General features: G+C 66.1%; 29 protein-coding genes. 15 read left to right on the plus strand and 14 right to left on the minus strand.

The window, feature by feature from the left end; genetic code table 11:
* Positions 1-16 precede the first annotated feature (16 nt).
* From ACSC1Y_RS00150 to ACSC1Y_RS00160, 3 genes are all read right to left on the minus strand, one after another.
* Positions 17-1066: a DUF2332 domain-containing protein gene (locus tag ACSC1Y_RS00150; protein WP_435332517.1), complete on the minus strand. Its 1050-nt coding sequence runs from the start codon at positions 1064-1066 to the stop codon at positions 17-19.
* A 69-nt stretch (positions 1067-1135) separates the two neighbouring features.
* Entirely contained in the window at positions 1136-2419 is a 1284-nt protein-coding gene (gene gdhB, locus ACSC1Y_RS00155) for a glutamate dehydrogenase GdhB (protein ID WP_435332518.1), read from the minus strand.
* Between the two features lie 213 nt (positions 2420-2632).
* Positions 2633-2995, minus strand: a complete 363-nt coding sequence (locus ACSC1Y_RS00160; RefSeq protein WP_435332519.1) for a hypothetical protein — start codon at positions 2993-2995, stop codon at positions 2633-2635.
* A gap of 224 nt (positions 2996-3219) precedes the next feature.
* Between ACSC1Y_RS00160 and ACSC1Y_RS00165 the strand changes: the two genes are divergently transcribed.
* The gene (locus tag ACSC1Y_RS00165) at positions 3220-3687 is read left to right on the plus strand and encodes a MaoC family dehydratase (protein WP_435332520.1); all 468 of its coding nucleotides are present in this window, start codon (positions 3220-3222) and stop codon (positions 3685-3687) included.
* Positions 3688-3713: 26 nt separating this feature from the next.
* On the opposite strand, the gene corA is transcribed toward ACSC1Y_RS00165, so the two are convergent.
* Entirely contained in the window at positions 3714-4682 is a 969-nt protein-coding gene (gene corA, locus ACSC1Y_RS00170) for a magnesium/cobalt transporter CorA (protein WP_435332521.1), read from the minus strand.
* Positions 4679-4858 carry a hypothetical protein gene (locus ACSC1Y_RS00175; protein ID WP_435332522.1) on the minus strand — a complete coding sequence of 60 codons (180 nt, stop codon included), beginning with the start codon at positions 4856-4858 and terminating at the stop codon, positions 4679-4681. Before ACSC1Y_RS00175 ends, corA begins: the two co-directional genes overlap by 4 nt.
* An 89-nt stretch (positions 4859-4947) precedes the next feature.
* Between ACSC1Y_RS00175 and ACSC1Y_RS00180 the strand changes: the two genes are divergently transcribed.
* Positions 4948-5370, plus strand: a complete 423-nt coding sequence (locus tag ACSC1Y_RS00180) for a DUF3054 domain-containing protein (RefSeq protein WP_435332523.1) — start codon at positions 4948-4950, stop codon at positions 5368-5370.
* Between the two features lie 9 nt (positions 5371-5379).
* Here the strand turns inward: ACSC1Y_RS00180 and ACSC1Y_RS00185 are convergent, their stop codons facing one another.
* Complete coding sequence (locus ACSC1Y_RS00185) at positions 5380-6600, minus strand: MFS transporter (RefSeq protein WP_435332524.1); 1221 nt, start codon at positions 6598-6600, stop codon at positions 5380-5382.
* Between the two features lie 264 nt (positions 6601-6864).
* Here ACSC1Y_RS00185 and ACSC1Y_RS00190 point away from each other — a divergent pair, with 264 nt between their 5' ends.
* The 9 genes from ACSC1Y_RS00190 to ACSC1Y_RS00230 all read left to right on the plus strand — a co-directional run bounded on the left by ACSC1Y_RS00190 (position 6865) and on the right by ACSC1Y_RS00230 (position 14844).
* A complete protein-coding gene (locus ACSC1Y_RS00190) occupies positions 6865-7101 on the plus strand; it encodes a DUF8015 family protein (protein WP_435332525.1) in 237 nt (78 codons plus the stop codon).
* A gap of 51 nt (positions 7102-7152) precedes the next feature.
* Positions 7153-8151 (plus strand): ornithine cyclodeaminase family protein, encoded by a 999-nt coding sequence (locus ACSC1Y_RS00195; RefSeq protein ID WP_435332526.1) that lies wholly within the window; start codon positions 7153-7155, stop codon positions 8149-8151.
* A 167-nt stretch (positions 8152-8318) separates the two neighbouring features.
* A complete protein-coding gene (locus tag ACSC1Y_RS00200) occupies positions 8319-9053 on the plus strand; it encodes a ferritin-like domain-containing protein (RefSeq protein WP_435332527.1) in 735 nt (244 codons plus the stop codon).
* Positions 9054-9203: 150 nt separating this feature from the next.
* On the plus strand, positions 9204-10382 hold the full coding sequence (locus ACSC1Y_RS00205; protein ID WP_435332528.1) for an ABC transporter substrate-binding protein: 1179 nt from the start codon (positions 9204-9206) through the stop codon (positions 10380-10382).
* Positions 10379-11614 carry an ABC transporter substrate-binding protein gene (locus ACSC1Y_RS00210; RefSeq protein ID WP_435332529.1) on the plus strand — a complete coding sequence of 412 codons (1236 nt, stop codon included), beginning with the start codon at positions 10379-10381 and terminating at the stop codon, positions 11612-11614. The genes ACSC1Y_RS00205 and ACSC1Y_RS00210 overlap by 4 nt, the downstream gene beginning before the upstream one ends.
* A 2-nt stretch (positions 11615-11616) precedes the next feature.
* Entirely contained in the window at positions 11617-12576 is a 960-nt protein-coding gene (locus ACSC1Y_RS00215; RefSeq protein ID WP_435332530.1) for an FAD-dependent oxidoreductase, read from the plus strand.
* The gene (locus tag ACSC1Y_RS00220; protein ID WP_435332532.1) at positions 12573-13760 is read left to right on the plus strand and encodes a FecCD family ABC transporter permease; all 1188 of its coding nucleotides are present in this window, start codon (positions 12573-12575) and stop codon (positions 13758-13760) included. The genes ACSC1Y_RS00215 and ACSC1Y_RS00220 overlap by 4 nt, the downstream gene beginning before the upstream one ends.
* Positions 13760-14554 carry an ABC transporter ATP-binding protein gene (locus ACSC1Y_RS00225; protein ID WP_435332533.1) on the plus strand — a complete coding sequence of 265 codons (795 nt, stop codon included), beginning with the start codon at positions 13760-13762 and terminating at the stop codon, positions 14552-14554. The genes ACSC1Y_RS00220 and ACSC1Y_RS00225 overlap by 1 nt, the downstream gene beginning before the upstream one ends.
* 152 nt (positions 14555-14706) lie before the next feature.
* Positions 14707-14844 carry a hypothetical protein gene (locus ACSC1Y_RS00230; protein WP_435332534.1) on the plus strand — a complete coding sequence of 46 codons (138 nt, stop codon included), beginning with the start codon at positions 14707-14709 and terminating at the stop codon, positions 14842-14844.
* A gap of 48 nt (positions 14845-14892) precedes the next feature.
* Here ACSC1Y_RS00230 and ACSC1Y_RS00235 read toward each other — a convergent pair whose 3' ends face one another.
* From ACSC1Y_RS00235 to ACSC1Y_RS00255, 5 genes are all read right to left on the minus strand, one after another.
* The gene (locus tag ACSC1Y_RS00235) at positions 14893-15597 is read right to left on the minus strand and encodes an SDR family oxidoreductase (RefSeq protein ID WP_435332535.1); all 705 of its coding nucleotides are present in this window, start codon (positions 15595-15597) and stop codon (positions 14893-14895) included.
* 70 nt (positions 15598-15667) lie between these two features.
* Positions 15668-16696 carry a presenilin family intramembrane aspartyl protease PSH gene (locus ACSC1Y_RS00240; protein WP_435332536.1) on the minus strand — a complete coding sequence of 343 codons (1029 nt, stop codon included), beginning with the start codon at positions 16694-16696 and terminating at the stop codon, positions 15668-15670.
* A 53-nt stretch (positions 16697-16749) separates the two neighbouring features.
* On the minus strand, positions 16750-16971 hold the full coding sequence (locus tag ACSC1Y_RS00245; protein WP_435332537.1) for an H/ACA ribonucleoprotein complex subunit GAR1: 222 nt from the start codon (positions 16969-16971) through the stop codon (positions 16750-16752).
* Positions 16968-17249, minus strand: coding sequence for a signal recognition particle subunit SRP19 (gene srp19 / locus ACSC1Y_RS00250; RefSeq protein ID WP_435332538.1), 282 nt, complete (start codon positions 17247-17249; stop codon positions 16968-16970). Before srp19 ends, ACSC1Y_RS00245 begins: the two co-directional genes overlap by 4 nt.
* Before the next feature lie 88 nt (positions 17250-17337).
* Positions 17338-18489, minus strand: a complete 1152-nt coding sequence (locus tag ACSC1Y_RS00255) for a PGF-CTERM-anchored ABC transporter substrate-binding protein (RefSeq protein ID WP_435332539.1) — start codon at positions 18487-18489, stop codon at positions 17338-17340.
* Positions 18490-18561: 72 nt separating this feature from the next.
* Between ACSC1Y_RS00255 and btuC the strand changes: the two genes are divergently transcribed.
* The 4 genes from btuC to ACSC1Y_RS00275 all read left to right on the plus strand — a co-directional run bounded on the left by btuC (position 18562) and on the right by ACSC1Y_RS00275 (position 22717).
* Entirely contained in the window at positions 18562-19572 is a 1011-nt protein-coding gene (gene btuC, locus ACSC1Y_RS00260; RefSeq protein ID WP_435332540.1) for a vitamin B12 ABC transporter permease BtuC, read from the plus strand.
* On the plus strand, positions 19569-20807 hold the full coding sequence (locus tag ACSC1Y_RS00265; RefSeq protein WP_435332541.1) for an ATP-binding cassette domain-containing protein: 1239 nt from the start codon (positions 19569-19571) through the stop codon (positions 20805-20807). The genes btuC and ACSC1Y_RS00265 overlap by 4 nt, the downstream gene beginning before the upstream one ends.
* 39 nt (positions 20808-20846) lie before the next feature.
* Positions 20847-21761, plus strand: coding sequence for a hypothetical protein (locus ACSC1Y_RS00270; protein ID WP_435332542.1), 915 nt, complete (start codon positions 20847-20849; stop codon positions 21759-21761).
* 86 nt (positions 21762-21847) lie between these two features.
* Positions 21848-22717 carry a hypothetical protein gene (locus ACSC1Y_RS00275; RefSeq protein WP_435332543.1) on the plus strand — a complete coding sequence of 290 codons (870 nt, stop codon included), beginning with the start codon at positions 21848-21850 and terminating at the stop codon, positions 22715-22717.
* A 208-nt stretch (positions 22718-22925) separates the two neighbouring features.
* On the opposite strand, the gene ACSC1Y_RS00280 is transcribed toward ACSC1Y_RS00275, so the two are convergent.
* From ACSC1Y_RS00280 to ACSC1Y_RS00290, 3 genes are all read right to left on the minus strand, one after another.
* Complete coding sequence (locus ACSC1Y_RS00280) at positions 22926-23954, minus strand: tyrosine-type recombinase/integrase (RefSeq protein WP_435332544.1); 1029 nt, start codon at positions 23952-23954, stop codon at positions 22926-22928.
* A 1-nt stretch (position 23955) separates the two neighbouring features.
* Positions 23956-24372: a DUF5805 domain-containing protein gene (locus ACSC1Y_RS00285; protein ID WP_435332545.1), complete on the minus strand. Its 417-nt coding sequence runs from the start codon at positions 24370-24372 to the stop codon at positions 23956-23958.
* A 1089-nt stretch (positions 24373-25461) separates the two neighbouring features.
* Positions 25462-26364 carry a phosphoribosyltransferase HisG-related protein gene (locus tag ACSC1Y_RS00290; protein WP_435332546.1) on the minus strand — a complete coding sequence of 301 codons (903 nt, stop codon included), beginning with the start codon at positions 26362-26364 and terminating at the stop codon, positions 25462-25464.
* Positions 26365-26404: the final 40 nt, after the last annotated feature.

Here is a 26404-nt window from a genome sequence, read left to right on the forward strand (position 1 = left end):
GCCGTCGCAAACCCTGCTACTGGAGCCAGCGGAGCCACCGCCCGTGCCCCTCGTACCGGGCCAGTGTCGTTGTCTCCCGCTTTCGTCCGTCGCCACCGAAGTCCGTCCAGGTCAGCGTCATCCCCGGGTCACCGTCGTCCTCGACGGTCGCGTCTCCGGACAGCCAATGGAGCGCCCGCCCGGCCGCGACGGCCGACAGGACCTCGTCGAACCGCTCGCGTTCCGCCTCGGTGAACTGGTACCGGACCTGCGTGTCGAAGCCGACGACCGGGAGGCCATCGGGCAGGGCCGCGACGACCTCGGGGAGTACGTCGAGCGCGTCACCAGCCACCAGCCGCGGTGGGTCGCGCCGGGCCAGCTCACAGGCCGCGGTCAGCCGTTCCAGTCTGTCGGTGTGCTCCGGCCAGACGAGCGCCCGGAGCCAGTTCACGTCCGCCTCGTCGGTCACGTCGAGCGGGTTGACGTCGATACCGGCGCGTTCGGCCACCGTCGGCGGGGTTGGCGGTAGCGTCGGGTCGCCGCCGCGCAGAACGGTCTCGACCGAGACGGAAGAGTGCTCGTGGCCGACCCGCCGCTCGCCTGCAGCCGTCTCGTAGCGATACCGGTACCGGTCGAACAGCAGGTTGAGCCCGGCGCTGCAGCCGACCTCGACGAGCGCGAACGGTTCGCCGACCCGTTCCGCGACGTGGGCGAACGCCGGGTAGAGGGCGGCACACCGCCCGACCGCGTTCGTCTGGGTTCGGCGGGTCGAGACGAACTCTCGAATCCGTTCCTCGTTCGCGACGACGAACTCCCGGAACGCCGGGACAGGGTCGACGTCTTCGGGAGAGACAGGGTCGTCGACGACGCTCGGGTAGAACCGACGAACCGGGTGGTCGACCCCGTCGAGCAAGAGCGCGTGAACGGCCGCGAAGAGGTTGTTGGGGCCCGGCTGGTCGGCGGGGACCGCGCCGGCGATGGCGAGCAGGTCGTCGTCCGCGGCCACGCCCCTCGCGAGTCGGGCGTACAGTGGCGACGTGCCGTCGCACCAGCGGGCGAAGTCGGTGAAGGCGGCTGGGTCGGTCACAGTGACGCTTCTCACGGGGACGAGAAAACTGCTGAGGTGTCGGAGACGAAGTTCGTCGAGATCGCCGAATCAGGGCCAGAGTCCGCGTGCCTCGTGCGCCTCGGCGACGCGGGAGAGGGCGACGATGTACGCGGCGTCACGCCAGGTGACGTCGCGTTCCTCGACCTCGTCCTTGACCGCGTTCCACGCCTTGAGCATCTCCTCGGAGAGCTCCTCGTTGACGCGCTCCAGCGACCACTGGCGGCGGTTGATGTCCTGGAGCCACTCGAAGTACGAGACGGTGACGCCGCCCGCGTTCGCGAGGATGTCCGGAACGACGGGGATGTCGCGGCGCTCGAATATCTCGTCGGCGGCGATGGTCGTCGGGCCGTTCGCACCCTCGACGATCATGTTCGCCTGTACGTCGTTCGCGTTGTCGGCCGTCAGCACGTTGCCGATGGCGGCCGGGATGAGCACGTCGACGTCGAGTTCGAGCAGTTCCTCGTTCTCAAGCTTCTGGGGGGCATCGTAGCCCGAGACCATGCCGGGGCGCTCGTCGTGGCCCTCGACGTCCTGGGTGTCGAGCCCGTCGGGGTCGTAGATGGCACCCTTCACGTCGGAGACGGCGACGACCTTCGCGCCTGCTTCGTCGAGGTAGCGAGCCGCGTTCGCGCCGACCGAACCGAAGCCCTGCACGGCGACGGTCGTCTCCTCCATGTCCCAGTCGTAGTACTCGATGGCTTGCTCCGCGATGATGCCGACCGAGCGACCGGGGGACTCCTCGCGACCGTAGGAGCCGCCGATGACGGGCGGTTTGCCGGTGACCACGCCGGGCGTCGTCTCGCCTTCCTGCATCGAGTAGGCGTCCATGAACCACGCCATCTCCTGCGGCCCGGTGCCCATGTCGGGCGCCGGGATGTCGTGTTTCGGCCCGATGACGTCACGAAGCTCCTCGGCGAAGCGGCGGGTCAGCCGCTCCTTCTCCTCGGTGCTCAGCTGCTTCGGGTCGACGACGACGCCGCCCTTGCCGCCGCCGAAGGGGATGTCCATCACGGCACACTTCCAGGTCATCCACATCGAGAGGCCGACGCACTCCTCGGCGCTGACGTGCGGGTGGAAGCGGAGGCCACCCTTGAACGGGCCGCGGACGCTGTCGTGCTGTGCGCGGTAGCCGGTGAAGACCTCGGTCGAGCCGTCGTCGCGTTTCAGCGGGACGGAGACCTGGTGGACCTTGTGCGGGTAGTTCAGCCGCTCGATGATACCGCTGTCGACGTCGAGATGCGCAGCTGCCCGCTCGAGCTGTCGTCGGGCAGTCTCGACTGCGCTCTCTTCGTGCTGTTCTTCGTCGGTCTCGGAAGATGTCGCTGATGCCATGATTACTGGGTGCAGTGATGGAGTGGTTGTGCGTCGCAATGACACGGGGCCAGTCCAGAAGCCACCAGCGGTCGCGTCCCACTCGTGGGGCGTCGCTGGCGCATCTAGGCGAATTTCCGTGGACGCGCACAAAAACCCTTCGTATAATACTTCGGGTTTGTGCAGTAGTTGCACGGCACAAAAAAGGCGGAATCGACGGGCCGAGCGGCGACGTTAGTTCGCGCGGTGCAGGCCGATGAGCGCAGCCAGGGAGACGCCGAGGACGACGGCGACCGGACCGAAGCCAGGCGAGCCGCCCGACTCACCCTCCTCGGTGGTCGTCTCGCCAGCGGTCTCGGTGGCGGTCTCAGTGGCGGTCATCTCGCCGGTCGTGGTCTCTTCCTCGCCGGTGGTCGTGGTCTCTTCACCGGTGGTCGTCGTTTCGTTCGTGGTTGTTGTCGTCTCGGTAGCCGTCGTGGTGGTCGTCGTCTCGTTGGTCGTCTCCTCCTGCACGGCGACGGCTGTACCACTGACTGCGGCGAGCGCCAGCAGCCCAACTGCGAGAACACTCAGGATTGCGGACTTTCTTTCTGTCATGTTGTGTAGATTGCGCCGGTTGCTGTCCGGCGTCGGTTCGCAGTTGAACCGAGCGCCTCACACCACCTAACCCCCTGGCCAAATCGACTAGGAAAGTGCCTGAAACAACCGAAATCAGCACTTTAGTGGTTTCGATAATGTGGGCGGTGATGTCGTGGTTTCTCGCTTGCCCCCGTTCCCCGCGAACCGCACCGGCTTTGAGTCGGGGCCGAGACCTCTCGGTCATGCCCGGACTGTACTACGAGGAGTTCGAGGTCGACGAGACGATCGAACACGAACGGCGACGGACCATCTCCGAGAGCGACAACCAGCGCTTCTGCGACATGACGATGAACCAGCAACCGCTCCATCTCGACGAGGACTTCGCGAGCGAGACACAGTTCGGCGAACGCCTCGTCAACGGCATCTACACGATGGCGCTCGCGGTGGGCATCTCCATCCCGGAGACGACGGACGGGACGATCGTCGCCAACCTCTCCTACGACGACGTTTCCCACCCCGCTCCGGTCTTCCACGGCGACACCATCCGCGTCCAGTCGACGGTGACCGACAAGCGCGAGACGAGCGACGGCCAGCGCGGCGTCGTGACGATGAAGGTGGAGGCTTTCAAGCTCGAGGACGACGGCGACGAGACCCTCGTCTGTGAGTTCGAGCGGACGGTCCTCTCTCTCAAGCGCGAGAACGCGGAGTGAGTCGGTCTGGGTGCGGTGACGTCCCCTTACAGCCAGCCTTCTCTCCGGAAGTAGACGACGAGGACGGTGGTGATGCCGACCATCCCGAGCATCGTGGCGTGGTACGCGTACTGCCACTGTAGCTCCGGCATCGTCTCGAAGTTCATCCCGTAGACGCCGACGACGAACGTCAGCGGGAGGATGATGGTCGCCACGACGGTCAGTGTCTTCATCACTTCGTTCATCTGCATCGACAGCGAGTTGAGGTAGATGTCGCGTGCGCCGGTCACGAGGTCACGGTACGTCTCCGCGAGCTCGACCAGCTGGACCAGCGAGTCGTAGACGTCGCGGAAGTACTTCTCGTGGCGCTCCTCGATGAACTGGGAGTCGCCCCTGGAGAGCATCGCGACGGCGTCGCGGGACGGCCAGAGGACGCGTCGCACCGAGAGCAGCTCGCGCCGGAGACTGTTGATGTCGGAGAGCGTGTTCGGGTCGGTCGCCTCGAGGACATCCTCCTCGACGGCCTCGATGTCGTTCTCTATCTCGTCGATGACGTCGAAGTACCCGTCGACCACGTTGTCGAGTATCTTGTAGGCCGTGAAGTCCGGGCCTCGGCCGACGATACGCTGTTCCGCACGGGTGACGCTGTCCCAGACCCGACTGACGGCTCGGAGCGTGCCCAGCGAGAGCGTGACGATCCAGTCCTTGCCGACGAACATCCCGACGGTTTCGGACTTGATCTCCTCGGCGAACGTCGTTTCGCCGGCTCGCAGAGCTGCACTCTTCATGAGGATGAAGACGTGTTCGTCGAAGATTTCGGTCTTCGGCCGAACCTCGTTGCGGATGTCCTCTATCTCCAGCTGATGGATGCCGAACACCTCCGCGACGCGCTGTATCTCGCGGTCGTCCGCGTCGGAGACGCGAATCCACGTGGTGCCAGGGGCGTCGCGGGCTACGTCCAGCCGGTCGTAATCGTCGACGCCGTTCGTCGAGAAGACGTGCGACTGGATCGTCATTCTCCACCACCCCGGAGACCGGCCGGTTCCTCCCAGCCGACGGCCAGAAGCGTCAGCCCCACCATCACGGCCGTCAGCGAGAACGCTCTCCCCGGGTACGGCACCGCGATGCCCACGAGATAGCTCACCGCGCCGAGGGCAGTGAGCGTGATACCGGCGGCGAACGTCGCATCCATGCTCCGGTGGTCGCCCGCCCGGGGCAAAAACGTTCGCGCCGACGCCCGAAACCGTGAGAGCGATGACCCTGGGAGACGGACGCTCGGCCATGGCCACAGTGACGCAGCTGTTCGGTGGAGACGAGTCGACGACAGGGGCGGCCGGCGCGCTCGCACTCGCGGACACGCTCGTCATCGTCGGACTCATCCTCTCGGGCGAGCTCCGCCACGGCGTCGACCCCATCGCACAGGCACCACGCGTCGCGGCGACGGTTCTCCCGTTCCTCCTCGGCTGGTACGCGGTCGCCACGCTCGCCGGTGCCTACGGCGAGCCCGCCTTCGCTGGGGGTCGTTCGACGGCTCGGATCACGGTCGCTGCCTGGCTCGGGGGTGTCAACCTCGCACTCATCGCTCGTGGGTCGCCCTACCTCCCCGGCGACTCGCCGTGGACGTTCGCGCTCGTCATGAGCGGTCTCGGTGCGGTCGTACTCGGTGGCGTGCGCCCACTGGTCGTCGGCTGGCTGAAAGACTGACGGACGGATTCATCGCCGGGCAAGGACGAAACTCGCCACGCCGCCGAACAGCCCGATACCCGCGAGGGCGTAGAAGAGGGCCGCCGTATCCGCGTAGGTGAGCAGCGCGCCCGCGAGCACGCCGCCGAGTGCACCGATACCGAACACGCCGAGGTAGGTGTAGCCGTACGAGAGTCCACGCGTGCCCGCGGGCGTGTGCTCGGCGACGGCCGCCTGGTACAGCGGCTGGGGGACGAACAGGACGAAGCCGAGTAGCCCACACAGGGCGAGGAACGGGACGAGTCCGAGCGACGACACCGGCAGGAACGCGAGGGCGATGACGCCGAGGGCGGGGAAGACCACCACGAGTGCACGGCTCGGTTCGACGTGGTCCGTGAGCCGGCCGCCGACGTACTGGCCGACCATCCCGACCATCAACAGTCCGGCGTAGACGTACCGGGCGGGCTGGAGCTCCTGCCCGGCGAACTCGATGGGCGCGAGCGACGGGAACCCGCCGAGTATCTCGGGCAGGAACGTCAGGACGCCCCGGTAGTAGAGGCCCGAGGCCATCACGACGGCGAAGATGACGAGGAAACCGCCGGCGAACAGCCGCCGGCTTCCGGTGACGAACTCTCCGAGCGAGGAGACAGCGTCTGCTTTCGAGTCACCGTCACCGCCGTCAGCGACCGCGGCTCGCTCGTCGACGTCGATGGTCACCGCGACGAGGGCTCCGAGGACCGCCGGGACCGCGAGCACGAGTGCGACCTCGCGCCAGTCGAGGAACAGCAAGAGCATGGTCGTCGCGAGGGGGCCGAGTGCGATGCCGAGGTTACCCGCCATCCCGTGGTAGGCGAATGCACTCCCGCGGGACTCGACGCCCCGACTGATGAGCGACAGGCCGGAGGGATGGTAGACGCTCGCCGCCGCACCCCAGAGGAGCAGGGCGACGGCGACGACGGGAATGCTCGGAGCCACCGAGAGCAGGGCGAACGAGCCCGCCATGCCGAGCAGACAGCCGACGATGAGGCGTTTCGAGCCGATGGAGTCCGCGAGGACACCACCGGGGAGTGCGCCGAGTCCGAACAGACCGTAGCCGACCGCAACCACGACGCCAACCGTCGCCTCGCTCACGCCGAACACCTCGGGCGCGAGCCAGACGCTGACGAAGATGGGGATGGATAGCTCGTACGTGTGGACCATCGCGTGCCCGAGCATCACGAGGCCGACGATGGCGCGGTCGTTCCGGTTCACGAGACAGGCGTGGGTTGTCTGTCGCTTCAACGCATCGGTTACGGCAGATGCGGGAATGGGAAAGCATATAACAGAAACTCAGAATCCAGATGAACCATTGGTAAATTCGGGAAAATCGCAAGACGGCGCGGCTTTCAGAACTGGATAACGTATCCATAAGTTATGAGAATGCGATGCCGCATTTACGAATCATTCACTGGTGGAATATCGGGCACCTATGGCCGTAAGATTTATAATGTAGATTCCCCTATTTTCTAATAGATTATGACTGGGTATTACGACGTCGTGCTAGGATTGATTCCAGTATCGCTCCTCGGTGGAACCGGTGCGCTCACAATGCTCGCGGATCTCGAACTCACGACCGCAGTCCCAATCGCTGCACTGTTCGCCGCGTTCCTCGTCGGCCACGCGATGTTCGTCCGCGGCCCGACGGACCACCACCCGGAGGCCGAGCCCTCCCAGTCGTCCGCACCGAACGTCAAACCGCCTCACGCAGACTGACGACTCGTACCCAGCACATCATTTTAGTCGCTGGTTCTCGAACCTTCGCCCATGACGGACGCGCTGTTCCTGACAAGTGACGACGTTGCCGGACTCGCAGAACCCGCAGAGTACGTCGATGCCGTCCGCGACGGCTACCGACAACGTGGCGAGGGCGCGCCCGCGAAACCCCGAACCACCCTCCGGAACGACGACCCGCCGGGGATGCTGTTCAGCTACTCCGCCGTCCTCCCGGAGACGGGCGCGATGGGCGGTTACATGTACTCGGCCGGGTTCGCTCGGACCGACGCCTGGTTCATGACGCCACTGTTCGACGCCGAGTCGGGCGCACCGCTCGCTCTCCTCGACGGCGCGAGCATGAACCCGTACAAGACCGGCGCGGCCGGCGCGGTCGCCGTCGACGCGCTCGCTCGCGACGACGCCTCGAACCTCGCCATCATCGGGACCGGTGCACAGGCACGCGGCCAGCTCAAGGCGACGATGACCGTCCGCGACTTCGAGACGGTCAACGTCTTCTCCCCCACGAAGGAGAACCGCGAAGCGTTCGCCGCAGAGATGAACGAACGGTACGACGCCACTATCGCAGCAGTCGCGTCCTCGTCGGCCGCCGTCGAAGGGGCCGACGTGGTCATCACGGCCACGACCGCCTCGGAGCCCGTGTTCGACGGCGACCTGCTCGACCCGGGGACGCACGTCACCGCGATGGGGCAGTACAATCCGAAGAAGCGGGAACTCGACCACACGACCATCGAGCGTTCGACCTACGTCCCCGACCTTCGCGAGCGCGTGACCCAGGACGCCGGCTCGTTCATCAGCGCGATGGAGGCGGGCGTCGTGAACGAGGACCACGTCCACGCGGAACTCGGCGAGGTCGTCGCGGGGGCTGCTCCCGGCCGAGAGAGCGACGAGGATATCACCGTGTTCGACTCCGGCGGAACGGGTATCGAGACGACAGCCGCCGCGCACCTGCTCTACGAACGGGCGAACGAGCGCGGCCTGGGGCAGACGGTCTCGTTCGCCCCCGCGAGCGAGGCGCTGACGGGGGAGTAGTCCGCCCCCGGAGAGACGGTACCGGAACCCATAATTTCTGGACGTTCGTTATCGATTCCGTTACTTTCATTCACTAACTGGGTGAGATTTGGGTGGCTTTCTGGAAAATCCTCTTTCATAGGTCGTCCGTCGGTTCGATCGTGCCCACCCGGCACGGTAGTACCCAGATGTCCGACGACACCACCCAGCCAGACCGTGACAGCATCGAGACACTCACCGAATCCGTCCGTGACCAACTGCGTTCGCGCCGGAGCTTCCTCGGCGGCGCAGCGGCGGCCGGCGCAGCCGCCGTCGGCCTGACCGGCTCTGCGGCAGGGCAGCCCGCCGGCAGTTCCGGTACGAGTGCAGCTGCGTCGCTGCAGTCCCAGGAGGACGCACAGACCGACCTCGACATCCTCAACTACGCCCTGACGCTCGAACACCTCGAGGCGACGTTCTACGAGAAGGGCCTCGAGGACTTCACCGGCGAGGAGATGATGACCGCAGATGCGGTCTGTGACCGCCTCTGCATGGAGACCCGCGAGAAGATTCCGGAGTACGTCCAGATGGTCGGCGAGCACGAGGCAGCCCACGTTGAACAGCTCACGACGGTCATCGAGGACCTCGGCGGTGACCCCGTCGAACCCGCCACCTACGACTTCGGCTACGACTCTCCAAGTCAGTTCCTGCAGGTCGCGAAGGACCTCGAGAACACCGGCGTCGCCGCCTACGCGGGCGCGGCACCGGCCATCCAGAACGACCAGCTCCTCGCGGCCGCGCTCTCCATCCACAGCGTCGAGGCCCGCCACGCAGGGACGTTCAACTGGGTCGCAGGCCACTCGCCGTTCCCGAACGCGTTCGACGAGGCGAAGTCGATGGAGGAGGTGACGGAGATAGCCGGTCAGTTCATCGTTCAGGACTGACGCCTCCGACGCCCTCGGTCCGAGCTGTTCTCCACCCCTCTGCACGCCGTTTTTGAACCCGTACTCGTCGCACACGCGGCCAGTGACACATAGGTTTCGGCCCGCCTAAAAATCGACGGGCTTTTCAATTGTTAGGCGAGCCTAAAACGTATGCAAGAGACGAGTTCGACGCGGAGGGAGTACCTGCAGGGGGGAATCGCTGGAATCGGCAGTCTGCTGGTTGCCGGCTGTCTGGGCGGTTCGTCGGACGACGGCTCGACCGAACAGCCGGGTTCCAGTGAGGACGGTCAGACCGCGACCGACGGAACGTCCACCGACGGGGGACAGGAGCAGACCGGTGGACCCTACACCGTCTCGATGGCACCCGTCGGCGAGGTAACCTTCGAGAGCGTCCCGGAGACATGGGTCGCCAACAACGGGAGCTGGGCCGACATGGGTATCGCGCTCGGCCTCGAGCCGCCGAAGGGCGTCTGGCTCACGAGTCGCTACCACACCCAGTACTACGACGAGATACCGGACGTCTCGGTCAGCAAAGAGGAGATGGTCTCGCTCTACCAGGACGGCGTCAGCAAGGAGCTGTTCTACGAACTCGACGCCGACGTCCACGTCATGGACCCGAACTTCCTCACGAACCGCTTCAAGAACTGGAGCGAGGCGGACGTCGAGGAGATCTCGCAGATCGGCCCGGTGTTCGGCAACTCCATCTACGCCAGCCACTACCCGTGGCACGAGGACTACCGCTACTACACCCTCATGGAGGGCTTCGAGAAGCTGGCGCAGGTGTTCCAGCGGACGGACCGGTACGAAGCGTTCGTCGGCGTCCACGACTCCTTCCAGCAGAACCTCTCGAGCGTCGTTCCGAGTGAGAGCGAGCGACCGTCCGTCGCCGTCGTCTGGGGCAGCGGCGACGCGCCCGAGAAGTTCTACCCGTACATCATCGGCGACGGCACCGGGTTCAAGCACCTCCGCGACCTCGGCGTCTCGGACGCACTGGCGAACACCGACGTGAAGGACTTCCACGGGAGCCGCGCCGCCATCGACTACGAGACCCTACTGGAGGTCGACCCCGAGGTGCTGTTGCTCCGCGGGCAGGAGTCGAAGACGGCCGAGGAGTTCCAGAACACGGTCGTTGCGTCGATGGAGGACCACCCAGTCGGGAAGGACCTCACCGCCGTACAGAACGGCGAGGTCTACCGCGCCGGCGGCCTGTACCAGGGCCCCATCACGAACCTCGTGCTGACCGAGCGACTCGCGGCAGACCTCTACGGCGTCGAGAAGGAACTGTTCGACCGGAAGAAGGTCGCAGACATCGTGAACGAGGGTGCGTGACCGTGCGAGAAGACTCCGGCACAGACGACCCCGCGCCCGCGCCCCAGAGTCGCCGCAACTACCTCCGGGCTACGGCTGCCGCCGTCGGTGGCGGCCTGCTCGCCGGCTGTCTCGGTGGCGACTCGAGCGACTCGGCACCGACGGGGACGACGAACGGTTCACAGGCTACCGATAGCGACTCGACGGCCGGAACGGACACGGCAGGAGAGGTCACGGTCGAGATGGCACCCATGGGTGAGGTCGCCTTCGACCAGCCTCCGGAGACGTGGATGGCCTACTTCAGCACCTACGGCGACATGGCCATCGCCCTCGGCCAGCTCGACGGCCTGGCGGGGCTCATCTTCACCGAGAACTGGCCGATGGCGTTCTACGACGCCCTCCCGGGTGTCGACGTCGCGTTCGACGACGTTCCCCAGCTGATGGGTGACAACGGTATCGACAAGGAGGTGTTCTACGAACTCGACGCGGACGTCCACCTGTTCGACCCGAACTTCATCGGACTACTCGACGACAACTGGAAGGAGGCAGATTTCGAGGAGATATCGACCAACGTCGCCCCCATCCTCGGGAACTCCATCCGTCGCCGCAACGAGGACTGGCACGATTACGAGTACTACGAGCTCTACGAAGCGTTCGAGACGGTCGCCACGGCCTTCGGTGAGCGAGAGCGGTACGAGGCACTGAAGCAGATCCACGACGAGACCATCTCGACGGTCCAGGAGCAGCTGCCCCCGGAGCCCGACCGCCCGACGGTCGGGCTTCTCTCGGCCAACTCGAACTTCGAGAAGGGTGCGTTCTACGCCTACCCGGTCCACGGCGGCAACGGCCACAAGCAGTACCGCGACCTCGGGATGCGAGGCGCGTTCGACGACCACATCGAAGGCAGTTACGCCGAGTGGGACTACGAGCAGCTGCTCGAAGTCGACCCCGATGCGCTCGTCTTCCAGTACGGCTTCTCGCACGTCTCCACCGAGGCGTTCCAGTCCCGTCTGGACGCCATGCGTGACCACCCGGTCGGCTCGGAGCTCACGGCGGTGCAGAACGACCGGCTCTACCGCGGTGGGACATCCTACCAGGGACCGCTCATCAACCTGTTCCAGACGGAGGCCGCCGCGAAGCAGTTCTACCCGGAGACGTTCGGCGAGTGGAACGGGCTCGACACCCTCTCGAACACCGACATGCCGCTGTTCGACCGGCAGCGAGTCAGCGACATCGTCACCGGAGCGAACTGAGCATGGACCACCCAACCCAGTTCGACCACGACGTCGCGGTCGTCGGGGGTGGGCCAGCCGGCTGCGCCGCGGCCGTCTTCACCGCGCGGTACGGCCTCGACACCGTGGTCTTCGACCGCGGTAACTCGTCGCTCCGGCGGTGCGCATCCCTCGAGAACTACCTGGGTTTCCCCGGTGGCGTCGACATCGACACCGCTCTCGGTCTGTTCCACGACCACGTCGAGGTGGCGGGTGCGGCCATCGTGTCCGAGCTCGTCGAATCGGTCGAACAGCTCTCTCGAGAGATGGACGAAGGGGCGACCACCGGCTTCCGCCTCGAAACACAGGACGGTGACGCCCTCACGGCTCGCGCGGTCGTCGCCGCAACGAAGTACGACTGTTCGTACCTCCGCGGGCTGGACGACCCCGACCGACTGTTCGAGACGCGCGGCCACGGCGAGAACACGTACCAGCACGTCGCAGAGGGTTACGTCGGGCGCGATGGATCGACGCCCGTCGACGGACTCTACGTCGCCGGGCCGCTCGGCGGGAGCGGCGACCAAGCCATCATCGCGGCGGGCCACGGCGCACAGGTCGCCCGGACGCTCGTGGGCGACCGTCGCCGCGCCGCCGGCTGCTGGGGAGACATGGTCACCCACTACGACTGGCTCCGGCGGGAGACGGAACTGACCGACGAGTGGCGAGACCGCGAACGGTGGCGAGAGTACTTCGGAGACCCGCCGGGCGACAGTGACGTCAAAACCGACGCAGACCCGGAACGGGTCCGGGAATCGGTCATAGACGACCGGCTCGGCACGTATCTCACGGACGAGGAGATCGAGCGCCGCACCAGTCGAGGGCATCGTCGTATCGCCCGACAGCTCGACCCCGATGCCGTTCTCGACGCGCTCGACGACGAGGTAATCCGCGCGTACCTCGAGGAGCGAGAACGCGGAGCCGGATCGGAGGTGTCTCAGGCGTGACGCGGGAACCCAGGACATCACCCGGAGACGACGAGGCGCGAACCGACGGCGGAACGACCGCCCACCACGGGTCGAGCCGGTTCGACTGGCTCGACGGCTCGCTGTTCACGCTCGCCGTCGCGAGCAGTACGATAATCGTCCTCGGCGGCCTCGTGCAGGTGAGCTTCGGGACGTACTCGATGTCCATCGAGGAGGCGTGGCAGGCGGTCTTCGACCCGGTCGTCTGGACGAATCCCGGAGTTCTACTCGGGTTCTTCCTCGGCGACGACCTGACCGCCTCGCTGCTCGGGCTGTTCGGTATGACCCCGACTGCGGTCGACCTCCCGCGCGAGACGCTCATCGTCTGGAACATCCGGCTCCCGCGCGTGCTCGTGGCCGTCTTCGTCGGCGCGAACCTCGCCATCTCGGGCGCGATCTTCCAGGCGGTCACCCGGAACGAACTCGCCTCGCCGTTCGTCCTCGGCGTCAGCTCCGGTGCTGGCCTCGCGATACTGGCGACGCTCGTCGTCTTCAGCGGCCTGACGACGATCCTTCCAATCGTCGCGGCCCTCGGGGGAACGGCCGCGTTCCTGCTCGTCTACGCCATCGCCTGGAACGACGGTACGAGTCCCGTCCGACTGGTTCTCGCCGGCGTCGTCGTCTCGACGGTGTTCAACTCCATGCAGCGCGGGCTGTTCTTCTTCGCCGAGGACCTCGCGGTCGTCCAGTCCGCGCTCGCCTGGACGACCGGCTCGTTGACCGGCGTCGACTGGGTACAGGTCCGGATGCTCCTGCCGTGGTCCGTCGTCTCCATCGTCGCGGCCATCGTCGCCGCCCGCCAGCTGAACGTCCTGTTGCTCGGCGAGCGGACCGCGAGTGCGCTCGGCATGTCCGTGGAACGGGTCCGGTTCGCACTCTCGGGCATCGCCATCGTCGCTGCCGCGGCGAGCATCGCGGCTGCCGGTATCGTCAGCTTCGTCGGACTGGTCGTCCCGCACGTCGTCCGGAATCTCGTCGGGAGCGACTACCGGCAGGTGCTCGTCGGCTGCCTGTTCGTCGGGCCGGCCCTCCTCGTCGGGGCCGACGTGGGAGCCAGGCTCGCGCTCAGCCCGACCCAGCTCCCGGTCGGGGTCGTCACCGGCCTCGTCGGGGGCCCCTACTTCCTCTACCTGATGCGGAAGAAACAGCAGGTAGGTGGTCTCTGATGCCGCGGGAGCTCACCGGCCGAAACCTGGCCATCGGCTACTCAGGGTCGGACGAACCGGTCGTGGAGTGCGAGACCGTCGTCGTCCCCGAAGGCGAAGTCACGGCGCTGGTCGGCCCGAACGGCTCCGGAAAGTCGACGCTCCTGAAGACGCTGGCAGACCAGCACGCGCCGACCCGGGGTCGCGTCCTGCTCGACGGCGAGGACGTCCAGACGCTCGGTGCGAAAGAGCTCGCCCGGACGGTCGGCCTCCTCTCACAGGAGAACACGTCGCCGGGGAGCCTGACCGTCGAGGACCTGGCCTACCACGGCCGGTACCCACACCGTGGCTTCTTCGAGTCCGTCACGGAAGACGACCACCGGGCGGTCGAGCGCGCACTCGACCTCGCCGGCGTCGACCACCTCCGCGACAAGCAGCTTGCGAACCTCAGCGGCGGTCAGAAACAGCTCGCCTGGATCGGGATGGTCCTCGCCCAGGAGACGGACGTCCTCCTGCTCGACGAGCCGACGACCTACCTCGACCTGCACCACCAGCTCCGCGTGTTAGAAGTCCTCCGGACGCTCAACCGCGAGACCGGCATCACCGTCGGCGTCGTCCTCCACGACATCGGCCAGGCGGCCCGGTTCGCGGACAACCTCATCGCGATGTGCGACGGCGTACTGTACGACTGGGGCCCGCCGACGGAGGTCGTCACCGAGGACCTGCTCGCCGAAGTGTTCGAGGTCGACGCACGGGTCGAACCGGGCGAAGAGGGTCCGAACATCGAGCCACGGCGGGCGCTGGGAGGCGATTGAACTGGCCAAACGGGCCACTCGGTGCACCGTCCCCACGGTTTCCGGCGAATGCCGCACGAACGAGCCCCCGTCGTCGACGGAGTATTCTATAGAGCGACATACAGTATACGAGTCGCGTCTGGGACTGTCATTCGCTCCCACGGCTCGTCAGCGTGAAGCTGCAGAAACCGGCTACGGCCGAAAAACGCGCCATCTGCGACGGGCTGGACCGCGGTGTTCCCGCACTCGACGATGAGTCCTGGAACTGGCTCACGAACGAGATCCGTACCGTCGAACCGGTCCACGAGTAGCTGGCCGCGCTCGACCGACGGCCGCGAGTCGTGCCGCAGCAGCCGCGCTCAGACGCTGTCCGTGATACCGCCGTCGACGCGGAGGTTCTGTCCCGTCACGTAGCTCGAATCGTCGGAGGCGAGGAAGCCGACCGCGTCGGCTATCTCGTCGGTCTTCGCGGCCCGCCCCATCGGTATCTCCTCGAGCGTCTCGTCGTCGACATCGTAGCTGTCGGCGAAGCCGGGGAGGACGCAGTTCATCCGGATTCCATCCGCAGCGTACCGGTCGGCGTAGAGCTTGGTGAAACTGCCGAGCCCCGCCCGGAGTGCCGACGAGACGGGGAAGTCGAGCGAGGGTTCGTACGCGGAGAACGTCGAGACGTTGACGATGCTGCCACCACCCTGTTCACGGAAGACGGGCGTGACGAGACGGGCCATCCGGACCACGTTCAACAGCACGAGGTCGAGCCCGTCGTGCCACTCCTCGTCGTCGATGTCGAGCAGGTCTCCCTTCGGGGGGTGGCCGGTGTTGTTCACGACGACGTCGATGCGGCCGTACCGGTCCATCGCCTCGTCCACGAGCGCTTCGAGGTCGGCCGGGTCGGTCACGGAGCCCTCGAAACCGACGCCGCCGAGTTCGTCGGCGACCTCGCCAGCGGCACCCGATTTCGAGAGGAGAACTGGCGTGTACCCGTCGCCGGCGAGTCGCCGCGCACAGGCGGCCCCGATTCCTCGTCCCGCTGCCGTCACGACTGCGACTGGCTGATCGTCCATGCGACGAGAATCGAGGAACGGTGGTTTGGCTGTTCTGGAAGCGGAAGTAGACGCGGGAAGGCGACCGGTCTCAGAGGCCGAGTGCAGCGAGCAGCGGAATTCCGCTCGCGAGCGCACCGACGAGGTAGCCGCCGATCGCACCGCCGTTGAGGAGCGGGAGGCCGGCGTGAGCCCGTCCCTTCATCACCAGCCAGAGAAGGACGAGCAGACCGGCGATTGTCCCGATCATCGCGGTCAGCGCGGGGAGGTTGAGCAGCACTGGGTCGGTGAGGAGCGGTTCGACCGTGTTCGCCGCTCCGCTGTGGAAGTAGGCCGCCGAGGCCACGATGATGGTCGGCATCACGGCGTCGCCGAGGCCGATGAAGAACGCGTCACGGTCGAGGGCGGCGTCGCCATCGTCGGCTGTTTCGGGGTCACTCTCCGCGGGAGCGGCTACGTCGTCAGTACCGTTTCCGTCGGCCGCCGCCACGGCATCCACGTCGGTTCCCTCGACCGATTCCTCGTCGTTTGCGCTCCCCAGTTCGAGGAACGAGAACGAGAGGGTCGTCGGGATGACGAGGATGACGGGCACCTTCATGTCCATCACGCCCTCCGCGAGGGTGAGCATGTGCTCGGTGCCGTAGACGGAGATGGCGTCGTAGACTGCGAGCAGCGAGAGGAGGACGATGGCGGGGAACAGCCCGAAACTGATGCCGAACAGGCCGGCAGCTGCAGCGCCCATCACGACGCCGGCGATGTCGATTACGTACCACTCGGGATACACCAGCAGGGTGAGTGCGACCGCCCCGCCGGCCCCCAGCGCGAGCGGTGTCGAGAGGAACACCTCGAAGACGTAGTACGAGAGCATCCCGCTCGTCAGGACGATGAACCCACGGATGACCCACTGGAGGTCGTACTTGAACGCGAGCAACATCCCGCCGGTCGCGACGAGGATGGCGACGATGTAGACCAGGCTGTTCGTCGCGTCCTGGGGGTTCTCGACGACCTGCCGGCCGCCCTCCTTGAACGGTTCGAGCAACGAGAGCGCGCCGAGTTGCACCAGCAAGAAGATGGTGACCGCGAGGCCGACGGCCCCGAGTACCCGGATTCGGTCGTTCATATTCGGGAGTTCTGGCCCGCGCTATTTCGGTGTTCCGTTCGGGAAACCCCGACTCAGCGAGCGTAGAGCGTCTGTCCGAGCAAGAGCGCCGGGTCGCCGTCGCCCGAGACGGCCACGTACGGCCGCGAGACTGGCCCGAAGACGTCGACGATGCGCCCCACGTCGTCGAGGTTCTCGTCCACGACCGACTGTCCCATCCGTGGCTTCTCCTCGTCGTCGGTGCGGGCGATGGCGAGTCCCTGTGCGACGCGGACGACCTGCCCAACGCGCTTCATTCGCGGAGGGCGTTGACGTAGGCGGCAGCCGCCTGAACGATGTCGTTCTTCGAGTCGTCGGTCGGGTTCTTCACGAGGACACGACCACGGGTTCGGTGTCCTTCACGGGAGTACGCGACGTCACGCTCGATGACGGTGTCGTAGCCGACCTGCTGTACTGCCTTGGCGATCTCCTCGACGGTCGGCTCTTCGACGGCGAGGGCCTCCGGGACGCGTCGCCCTTTCTTCCGGGTGAGCTCGGCGTCGAGGTAGGCGGGCCAGATGACGTTCTCGACCATATGTGCGAGAATAGTGGGGTCGGCCGTTAACAACCTTTCCGAGTCGGCCGGCCGACGGTCGGCATAGAGAAGAGGATAGCGTCGCTGCTCAGTCCCGCCGTGCGAGCGCCGTGAGCGAGACCAGTGCGGCGAGTGCACCGACGGCCGTGAAGCCGGGCGAACCGCCGTTCTCACCCGCGGTGGAATCCTTGGAGGTGGTGGCGGTCGCAGTCGCGGTCTCGGTGGCACTCGTCGTCGCCGTCGTGGTGTTCGTACCGGCGCTGACGTCACCGCGGACGCTCGCGTTCGCCTCGGCGTACGCCTCGGGGTACCAGGTCTTCGCGAGCTGGCGCATCACCTCGATGCTACGCGGAGCGGGCTGGCTGACGAGGTTCGCGTCGAGGACGACGGTCTGGTTCTGCTTCACCGCGACCGTGTTCTGGTACGCGGGCGAGTCTGGGACGCGCGGCTCGGGCGCGTCGGAGTTGAGCAGGAGCCACTCGACCTCCATGTCCGCGACGACTTCCGGGTTGATCTGGGCGTACCCGGCCGCGGAGTACTCGAGGTCGGCGTCGGCAGCGAGGTTGGTCGCACCGGCGGTGGTGATGAGGTCGTGGATGTAGGTGTTCGGTCCGGGCGTGTAGCCGCCGAAGACGTAGAGCGCCTTCGGTGATTCGGCGTTCGCGGACGCCTTCTGGACGACTTCGACCTCGGTCTTCATCTCGTCGACCGATTCGGTCGCGCCCTCACAGGCGCCGACAAGTTCGCCGGTCCGTTCGACCTTCTGGTAGACGTCCTCGAGCGAGGAGGCGGAGTCGAACTTGTAGACCGTGATACCGGCCTGTCGGAGCTTCTCGACGGTCTTGTCCTGCACGATGTTCTCGGCGAGGACGAGGTCCGGCTCCTGTGCGATGACCGCTTCGACCGAGACGAACGCGAAGCCGGACCCGGAGACGTTCGCGCGCGAGTCGGCGCCGTCCAGGTAGCTCGCGTACTGGGTGGTCGCGACGACCTTGGACTTCGCGCCGATCTCCCACATCGTCTGGGCGGATGCGGGGCCGAGCGTCACGACCTTCTCGGGGGCCTCGTCGAGGGTCACTTCGGTTCCCGTCGCGTCTTCGGCACTGAACGGGAACGAACAGTCCGCGGTCGTCTGCTGGCTCATCTCGGGTGCGGGTGCCCCGGAAACAGGCGCCGCGACGGCGCCAAACGCGGCGACCACGACGAGCAATGCAACGAGCAGTTCGCGTATTCGTGTCATCACATCCACCTCGACACGTATGCAATAAGTATTTACCTAAAGCAAGTGCATTTGCGATAGATACACGGCACGATGCACACCGCCTCGCGGACTGTCGGCTGGTCAGCGGCGCTCACGCTCCTGTTAGCCGTGACTGTGGTCGCGTGTGCGGCGGTCGGTCCCGTCTCGATACCCTACGCTATCGTCGCGAAGTCGCTTCTCTCCCAGCTCGCCGTCGTCGACTTCGCGGTGCCGAAGACCGCCCGCCTCATCGTCGTCGACGTGAGGATGCCACGCATCGCACTGGCGGCGGCGGTCGGCTTCTCGCTCGCCGCGGCTGGCACCGTCATGCAGGGATTCTTCCGGAATCCGATGGCCGACCCGTCCATCGTCGGCGTCTCGTCCGGCGCGTCGGTGGGTGCGGTCGCCGCCATCGTCCTGCCGCTCTCGGTGCCGTACGGGATAGAGGGCGCTGCGTTCGTGGGGGCGCTCGTCACGGCGTTCGTCGTCTACGCGATCGCCACGGAGGGCGGTCGGACGCCGGTCGCGACGCTGTTGCTCGCGGGCGTCGCGGTCCAGACCTTCCTCGGTGCGGTGGTCTCGTTCCTGCTCGTCATCAGCGGCGAGAGCCTCCGGAGTGCGCTCTACTGGCTGATGGGGGACCTGAGCGCGGCCTCGTGGGGCGACGTCGGGTTCGTCCTGGCGTTCACCCTGGCCTGTTTCCCGCTCCTGTTGCTGTTCACGCGCGACATGAACGTCCTCCTGCTCGGCGAGGAGGACGCTCATCACCTCGGTATCTCCGTCGAGAAGACGAAGTTCCTGCTCCTCGCCATCGCCAGCCTCGTTACCGCCGCCGGCGTCGCACAGGCCGGAGTCATCGGCTTCGTCGGACTCGTCGTCCCGCACATGATGCGCCTACTCGTCGGTCCGGACCACCGTATCCTGCTCCCGACCAGTGCGCTCGCCGGGGCGTCGTTCCTCGTCGCGACGGACACGATCGCGCGGTCGACGGCGGAGGTCCTGCCCGTCGGCATCGTCACGGCAGCCATCGGTGCACCGTTCTTCCTCTTCTTGCTCCAGCGGCGGGAGGTGCACGCTCTGTGATCCGACTCGACGACGTCTCCGTGTCGTTCGGTGACGCGACCATCCTGGACGGAGTCTCGCTCTCGGTCGACGACGGGTCGTTCGTCGGGCTGGTCGGCCCGAACGGGGCCGGAAAGACGACGCTCCTCCGCACCGTCAGCGCGGCGCTCGCCCCCGGTTCCGGAACCGTCCGGGTCGGCGGCGACTCGATGCAGGTGCTCGGCTCGAAGGCCGCGAGCAGGCGGGTCGCCGTCGTCCCGCAGGACACGACCATCTCGTTCTCGTTCCCCGTCCGTGACTTCGTCGCGATGGGCCGGACGCCACACCGGTCGCGTTTCTCGCGGGCCACGGCCGAGGACGAACGAGCCGTCGACGACGCGCTCGCCCGGGTCGGTATCGAGGAACTGGCGAGCCGACCGGTCGACCAACTGAGCGGCGGCGAACGCCAGAAGGTCGTCATCGCGCGTGCGCTCGCGCAGGAGACGCCCGTCCTGCTGCTAGACGAACCGACCGCCAGCCTCGACATCAACCACCAGGTCGAGACGCTCGAACTCGTCCGGGAACTGGTCGCCGACGGGAAGACCGTCGTCGCGGCCATCCACGACCTGACGCTCGCGGCCCGCTACTGCGACGAACTCGTGCTCCTCGCCGACGGCGACATCGTCGCGACCGGGGAACCGGATGAGGTACTCACGCGCCCGCGCCTGCGAGACTCGTTCGATGCGGAGACCGTCCTCACCCGCAACCCCGTCACGGAGAGCGTGACCGTCACGCCGCTCGCTCGCGCTCCCGACGAACTCGACTGCACCGTCCACGTCGTCGGCACCGGCTCGCCCGCCGCGAGGGTCGTCGAACGGCTCGTCACCGCGGACGCGACAGTCAGCGTCGGGCCATCGCCCCCGGGCGACGCCGTCGTCGAGACCGCCCGGCTCCTGGACGTCGACACGACGCTGAGCGACCCGTATTCGCCGCTATCTGGGGAGGCAGTCGCGGAACTCGAAATGCGGGCCGCCGAGAGTGACGTCGTCGTCCTCGCCGACCTCCACGTGACGGACGGCAACCGGGCCGTGCTCGATGCAGTAGCCGATTCGGACTCACTCGTCTTCGTGGAAGACGGCCCCTGGCGGTCCCGCGTGGCGAGCGACTATCATACAACCTATCAGCGTATCCGGGACCGGGCCGTCGTCGCCGAGCCGGAGACGGTGCTCGGCGCCGTCGTCTCCGCGCGAACGCGTAAAGAACCTGCCTCGGACTGAGCCGAGAGTTGATGGTGGTTCGATATGTAGTCGGGAGCGATGCGTCCCCGACCCGCCATCTGCTGTGCCCTCCTCGTCGTCCTCGCCGGCTGCGGTGGCTTTGCCGGTAGCCAACAGACACGGGACCCGTTCACCGTCGACGAGACGGCGACCCCGGCTGGAACCGACACGCCGACGACCGCTGGCGGCTCGTCCGGCCAGTTCCACCCCGACCCGGAGAACGACACCATCGGCGACCCGAGAGTGTTCCTCACCTCGCAGGCCAGGGCGCTGAACGGAACCAGCTACACCGTCGGGAGTAGCTACAGTGTCCACGCGGGCAACGGCAGCCTCCTGTACCGCTCGACGGGGGGCGGCTCGTTCGCAGCGAACCGGACCCGGTTCGTCTCGTCCATCCAGACGGGCGGGTCGATACCACCTCGGGAACAGTTCGTTGCGGTGTTCGCCGACGGCGAGAGGGTCTACACGAAGGAGCGCAGGAACGGCTCGTCGCAGGTTCGGCTAGAACGAGGGCCCGACGGCGACCCCATCGACCCCTCCCAGGCGACGGTCAAAGTCACCGGGCGTGGACAGGAGACGCAGTTCCTCTACACCTTCTTCGACGCGGTGAACGTCACGAGCGTCGACAAACGCTTCGAGGACCGTCCGGGACTCGACGGCCCTCTGTACGCGATTCGCGGGACTGGTACGGCCGAGGACCTCGTCGTCAATCCTGTCCCGAACGTGGCGGGGAACGCGACCAACCTGTCGCTCACGGCCCTGGTCGACTCGCGTGGCTTCGTCGTGGAGTTCCACGTGAGCTACGACGTCCATACCGAGGACGGAGTCGTCCACGTCGAACGGTCGCTCTACTACGAGGACATCGGCGAGACGACCGTCCAGACGCCGCCCGAAGTCGAGTCGTACCTGAACGGGACGAACGAGACGACCACCTCGACCCCCGCAGTTCGCTAACGGGAAAGACGGCTGCGCAACCAGCCTGTTGGTCGACGACACGCCCACGCCCAGCGTTGAAGCCGTCTCCCCCCGAACATCAGTCGATGCGCATCCGCCACGCCGCTCTCCTGGTTCTCCTCGTCGTGCTCGCCGGCTGTGGCGGATTCGCCGACGGCAAGACCACCCGAGAACCGTTCAGAGTCGACGACACGGCGACGGCGACGGCGACCTCGACCGATGCGCCTGACGCACGGGGACCGGTCGTGGTCTCCTTCGACACCGGCGAGAACCGGATAGAGAACCTCGAGATCCTGGCCGGCCAGCAGGAGCGCTTCCTGGACGGGACGAGTTACCGGGTCACTGCCGTTTCACGCGTGGTCGCCCAGAATGGGACCGTGGTCCGCGAACTCGTCAGGGACGGCTCCTACGCCCGGAACCGCTCGCGATACGTCTACACCGAGGAGGCAACCGGCACGGCGGTCGAAGAGACGGGCGAGACCACCCTGTTCGCCGACGGTGACAGGGTGTTCCGCCGGCAGTCCGTCGGGAACGAGACGCGAATCACCGTTCTGCGAGACGACGGCGGCGCGCCCTTCTCACCGACCGAGATGGGTGTGTTCCGGGGCGAACAGGCGTCGGTCGTCACCCTCGCATTCGAGACCATGGCCGTGACCGACGTGGACCAGCTCGCCAGAGCACCCAGCGACGCCGACGAACCGCTGTTCAGCGTTCGCTCCGACCGCATTGCAAACAGAACGCTGCTGGAAGGCCAGGTCGGCGGAGCGGTCGAGAACGCGACGCTCGAAGCCATCGTCACCCAGCGAGGGTTCGTCCGCGAGCTCCGCTTCGAGTACGTCGTCGTCCGCGACGGGGAGCGCCGAACCGTCACGCGACTGCTGGTCTACCGTGGGGTCGGCACGACGACGGTGGAGCGACCGGGCAGGGCCACGCCCGATTCTCAGACCAGCGGGTGAGCGAACCATCGCGAGCCGTCGACGAGGAACTGGTTACAACTGGACACTGGCGCTTCTCGATGCGATTTTCCGCACATTCGGTCGAAACGAGAGCGGTTGTTCTGCCACCACATTCGATATAGCGACATACGATTCATTTGTGCGGTCTCGGCCGCACGCCGACCCCGGTTTCGATGAACCGAGAGACCATTCATCGCGAAAATCGGCCTCAGAGCAGGGAGTAGACGTTCGCTTCGTAGACCTCGCGGACGCGGCCACCCCAGTTGTGGGTGTAGGTGTCGACGATGTCGCTGGCGACGTCCCCGCGGAGGTACTTCACGATGCCTCTATCCCCGGTTCGGTCCCGCAGATGCGTGGTGAAGAAGTGCCTGAAGTAGTGCGGCGTGACGTTCTCGGTCGCACCACCGCCGGTCCGGTACCAGCCCCACGCTTTCGCGTGCTTTCTGACGACGTGGCGGACGGACTGGGCGGTGACGCGCTCGCCCCAGTCACCACCGGTTCCAGTGAAGAGAGCCGGGGACGGACCGTCCGGCCGGAGGGCCAGCCAGGCCACGAGCACCCGCTTCAGTTCGTCGTCGACCGGGACGACGGTCGAACGCTTCCGCTTGTTGGAGTCGACGCGGACCTCGCCGTTGTACTCCGTTCCCCGGGCTGGTTCGGCGGCGACGAACAACGAATCGGGACGTCCTTCCAGCTGAACCCGGTCCCCGAGGTCGTACTCCTGCCGTACCTCGGGCGAATCGAGCGACAGATCCCGGACGTCGAGGTTGCAGAGCTCCCCGACACGCATCCCCGTCTTCAGCAGTGTCACGACCAGAGCTCGCTCCAGTGGGTGGCCGATACCGGCGACGAACTCCCGCATCTGCGGTACCGAGAGCTCCCGTCTCGTCGGGTCTTTGTCGATGGATTCGTCCATCTCTTCCACGACGAGCGCCATCGGGTTTGCCTCGAACTCGCCGACCTGGGTCATGTACGCGTAGAATCGGTGGACGTAGGAGGCGTACGAGGCGACCGTGCTCGGCGCGAGCTCACCCCGTAGGGAGTGTACCCACGCCATGCACTCCCGCCTACCGGCATCCGCGGGCGTGAGCGACTCGCCCGCCGGACCGCAGGCAGGGTCGTCGAGGAACGACTCGAACCGGCGCAGGACCCGTTCGTAGGCCTCCTGCGTCCGTTCGGCCTTCCCGTGGTAGGTCTGGTCCTCGAGGAAGTACGCGACGGCGTCGGTTGCCGCCATCTCAGCCCTCCGTGACGACGTAGCCGCCGTCTCTACCACTGTATCGGACGCGTCCTTCCCCCTGGAGCGACTGCAAGGCGTCGTCGAGGCGGCTCTCGACGTCGTCGCTCACGTCGGCGAGCAGGTCGTCCCACGACTTCGCTCCCTCTGCGTCCCGGAGGATGTCGAGAACGCGGGGTTCGAGGCCCGAATCGGCCGGCGTTCCCGACTCACCCGATACGGGGCCGTTCGCCGGACTGGCCGACCCGCCATCGGGTGACTCGGGGACGCCGAACTTCTTGCGACCCGCCTGGACCATCGTCCGGACGAACTCGCTCTGACTCATCTCGAGTTCGTCGGCGTGGTCGACCCACGCCGATTTCTGGAACGCCGGCACGGTCGTCTTCACGACGACTCGCTCGTCGGTATCCTCGCTCATTGCTGACACCCCACACACCATGCATATTCATGCTCAGGGGGGTGTGTCTGGAACGGTGTTTTGGAGGGTCGAACCCCAGGGGTTGCGTGCTCGAAAGAGGGTCGCAGGAAACGCCGCATTTTCGGCAAAAGTTGCCTGTTCTGGTGGTTCGACGTCGTTCCCGAGCGTCGTCGACGTCGCGGAGAGCGGCCCGGCACAACTATATCAGATTCTGGAACGTTCGTCTGCACGGTCGGTCTGGTTCGACCAACTCAGTGCCGATACTTCAACTTGTCCCCCAGTTCGGGATAAGAGACCTTATCTTCAACAGCAGACCACTCAATCGGCGCAGCAACCCAGCTTATCTTGAATAGTAGTACTACGATTCCAGCACTATTGTACCACAGTTCGAGATATTATCTGCGAACTCTGTCCCACGACAGTCAACACGTTTCTGGATTCGCAGCAGCTCGCTCGTGAGAATCGTATCGAAACGGATTCGAAATCTTGTTCGTATTTCTGTTATTTTTGCCTGTCATCGGTGTGGTGTCGTCGCCTAACGGGAGGAAGCCGGCAGTCGTCGTGGTACAGAAAACGGGCCTTGCTGGGGAGGTCGTTCGACGAGGGGTCTCGTCGATCTCTGGTCGTCCGGTCGAGGACCTCTCGGAGTCGACGCAAGGGGTTGTACTCACTACCGAGAAAGTTCGGTCTGAACGTACTGCTGTTTCAGTTCTGGTTCCCGCCTGTCTCGTCGCCTGGTCGCACCCTGGGAGGTGTGAGTGTGACGTTCGACCTGGAGGCTTCAGCTCCGGATGCATCCACCCCTCACCCTACAGCACACAGAGGACCGCCGAACAGCCTGTGCTGCTTCAACGGTTGAGAAACGGTCCAGGAGCGCCACGTTGTCCACGAGATGGACGAAGACGTTTTCGAGTGGTGAAACACCTCAGCGGCGGCCTCAGACGCTTCTCGCAGCCCGCCGGTTATCCGAGTGAAAGGACCGGACGGCCGCGAGCGAACTGATGAACTTCATGTCGCTATATCGTTTCACCACTCCCAGTCCCGATGGACGGAAGTGAGAGCCGGACCGTCGAACGGTAGCCTGAGCGGTCAGTTGACGGCGAGTTCCGTATCGAGGTCTGCCTCGCTGAACAGCTGTTTGACCACCGTTGCGGCCTCGCCCGACTCGGCTTCGTTCTCCATCAGGACCGTCTCGCTCGGGAACAGTCGCGTCCCGAGTTCGAGGCCGTGGTCGCGGGCGGTTGACCCCGTCATCGTGAGGTAGACGCCTGCGCCGACCTCGGCGATGGCGGCCTCCTCCTCGACGCCTTCCGGCGGATAGCAGAACTCGATCCCCTCGATGGCGTCGGTCCCGAGGACCGCCTCGACGAGTCGCTCGTACCGGGGAGAGATGCACAGCGGCCCGGTGTAGTCGTCGATGAACTCCCGCGACGCCCCGTCGGCGTAGCCGTCGAGGAGTTCGGGCGTGGCCATCAGCGTGTGGTAGACCGTGTCGCCGAGACCGGTGACGACTCTGACGTCGGTGTCGTGCGGGTCGATCCGGGCGTTGACGTCCGCAATGTCCGAGAGCGGCTCGGGGCGAAGGCCGACGACCTCCTCGAGGACGAGGTCCGCGCTGTCGAATCCGAGCGCGAACGAGTGCGTGCGCAGGGCGCGGAACGGCTCCTCGCGGCCGACCAGCTGGACGTCGTAGCCGTCGACCGGGATGGTGACGCTGTCGAAGACGATCCGGCGAGGCATCCCCTCGCGGTCGTCCCGGAGCAGGGTGAACTCCGGCAGGCGATGGTCCGACAGGTCGCTGTACGACGCGAGTCGGTCGTAGACGTCGCGCTCGTCGACCTGCGAACCTTTCGTGATCGCCTTCTCGTAGCGCAGGGTCGAGATGATCTCGTCGGCCACCTCGGTGGCTCCTGCACGGTTCGCGATGCGCTCGAGGACGGCTTCGAGCGGCCGCCCCTTGCGCGGCACCGCGACAGCTATCGAATCGGCCATTTTGCGGGAGAACGGGACGGGCGCTAAAAACAGGTTCGCT

Origin of the sequence: Haloarchaeobius lipolyticus, assembly GCF_051208015.1 — an archaeon.
Classification (GTDB): domain Archaea; phylum Halobacteriota; class Halobacteria; order Halobacteriales; family Natrialbaceae; genus Haloarchaeobius.

What these genes read in the sequence shown, in the direction of transcription:
- ACSC1Y_RS00190 (WP_435332525.1), top strand. Translation starts at nt 6,865, where the DNA reads ATGACTGGGTATTACGACGTCGTGCTAGGATTGATTCCAGTATCGCTC.
- ACSC1Y_RS00240 (WP_435332536.1), bottom strand. Translation starts at nt 16,696, where the DNA reads ATGAACGACCGAATCCGGGTACTCGGGGCCGTCGGCCTCGCGGTCACC.
- ACSC1Y_RS00290 (WP_435332546.1), bottom strand. Translation starts at nt 26,364, where the DNA reads ATGGCCGATTCGATAGCTGTCGCGGTGCCGCGCAAGGGGCGGCCGCTC.
- corA (WP_435332521.1), bottom strand. Translation starts at nt 4,682, where the DNA reads ATGACGATCCAGTCGCACGTCTTCTCGACGAACGGCGTCGACGATTAC.
- ACSC1Y_RS00200 (WP_435332527.1), top strand. Translation starts at nt 8,319, where the DNA reads ATGTCCGACGACACCACCCAGCCAGACCGTGACAGCATCGAGACACTC.
- ACSC1Y_RS00180 (WP_435332523.1), top strand. Translation starts at nt 4,948, where the DNA reads ATGGCCACAGTGACGCAGCTGTTCGGTGGAGACGAGTCGACGACAGGG.
- ACSC1Y_RS00165 (WP_435332520.1), top strand. Translation starts at nt 3,220, where the DNA reads ATGCCCGGACTGTACTACGAGGAGTTCGAGGTCGACGAGACGATCGAA.
- srp19 (WP_435332538.1), bottom strand. Translation starts at nt 17,249, where the DNA reads ATGGTCGAGAACGTCATCTGGCCCGCCTACCTCGACGCCGAGCTCACC.
- ACSC1Y_RS00275 (WP_435332543.1), top strand. Translation starts at nt 21,848, where the DNA reads ATGCGCATCCGCCACGCCGCTCTCCTGGTTCTCCTCGTCGTGCTCGCC.
- btuC (WP_435332540.1), top strand. Translation starts at nt 18,562, where the DNA reads ATGCACACCGCCTCGCGGACTGTCGGCTGGTCAGCGGCGCTCACGCTC.
- ACSC1Y_RS00255 (WP_435332539.1), bottom strand. Translation starts at nt 18,489, where the DNA reads ATGACACGAATACGCGAACTGCTCGTTGCATTGCTCGTCGTGGTCGCC.
- ACSC1Y_RS00160 (WP_435332519.1), bottom strand. Translation starts at nt 2,995, where the DNA reads ATGACAGAAAGAAAGTCCGCAATCCTGAGTGTTCTCGCAGTTGGGCTG.
- ACSC1Y_RS00235 (WP_435332535.1), bottom strand. Translation starts at nt 15,597, where the DNA reads ATGGACGATCAGCCAGTCGCAGTCGTGACGGCAGCGGGACGAGGAATC.
- ACSC1Y_RS00285 (WP_435332545.1), bottom strand. Translation starts at nt 24,372, where the DNA reads ATGAGCGAGGATACCGACGAGCGAGTCGTCGTGAAGACGACCGTGCCG.
- ACSC1Y_RS00225 (WP_435332533.1), top strand. Translation starts at nt 13,760, where the DNA reads ATGCCGCGGGAGCTCACCGGCCGAAACCTGGCCATCGGCTACTCAGGG.
- ACSC1Y_RS00280 (WP_435332544.1), bottom strand. Translation starts at nt 23,954, where the DNA reads ATGGCGGCAACCGACGCCGTCGCGTACTTCCTCGAGGACCAGACCTAC.
- ACSC1Y_RS00205 (WP_435332528.1), top strand. Translation starts at nt 9,204, where the DNA reads ATGCAAGAGACGAGTTCGACGCGGAGGGAGTACCTGCAGGGGGGAATC.
- ACSC1Y_RS00270 (WP_435332542.1), top strand. Translation starts at nt 20,847, where the DNA reads ATGCGTCCCCGACCCGCCATCTGCTGTGCCCTCCTCGTCGTCCTCGCC.
- ACSC1Y_RS00175 (WP_435332522.1), bottom strand. Translation starts at nt 4,858, where the DNA reads ATGGATGCGACGTTCGCCGCCGGTATCACGCTCACTGCCCTCGGCGCG.
- ACSC1Y_RS00215 (WP_435332530.1), top strand. Translation starts at nt 11,617, where the DNA reads ATGGACCACCCAACCCAGTTCGACCACGACGTCGCGGTCGTCGGGGGT.
- gdhB (WP_435332518.1), bottom strand. Translation starts at nt 2,419, where the DNA reads ATGGCATCAGCGACATCTTCCGAGACCGACGAAGAACAGCACGAAGAG.
- ACSC1Y_RS00195 (WP_435332526.1), top strand. Translation starts at nt 7,153, where the DNA reads ATGACGGACGCGCTGTTCCTGACAAGTGACGACGTTGCCGGACTCGCA.
- ACSC1Y_RS00245 (WP_435332537.1), bottom strand. Translation starts at nt 16,971, where the DNA reads ATGAAGCGCGTTGGGCAGGTCGTCCGCGTCGCACAGGGACTCGCCATC.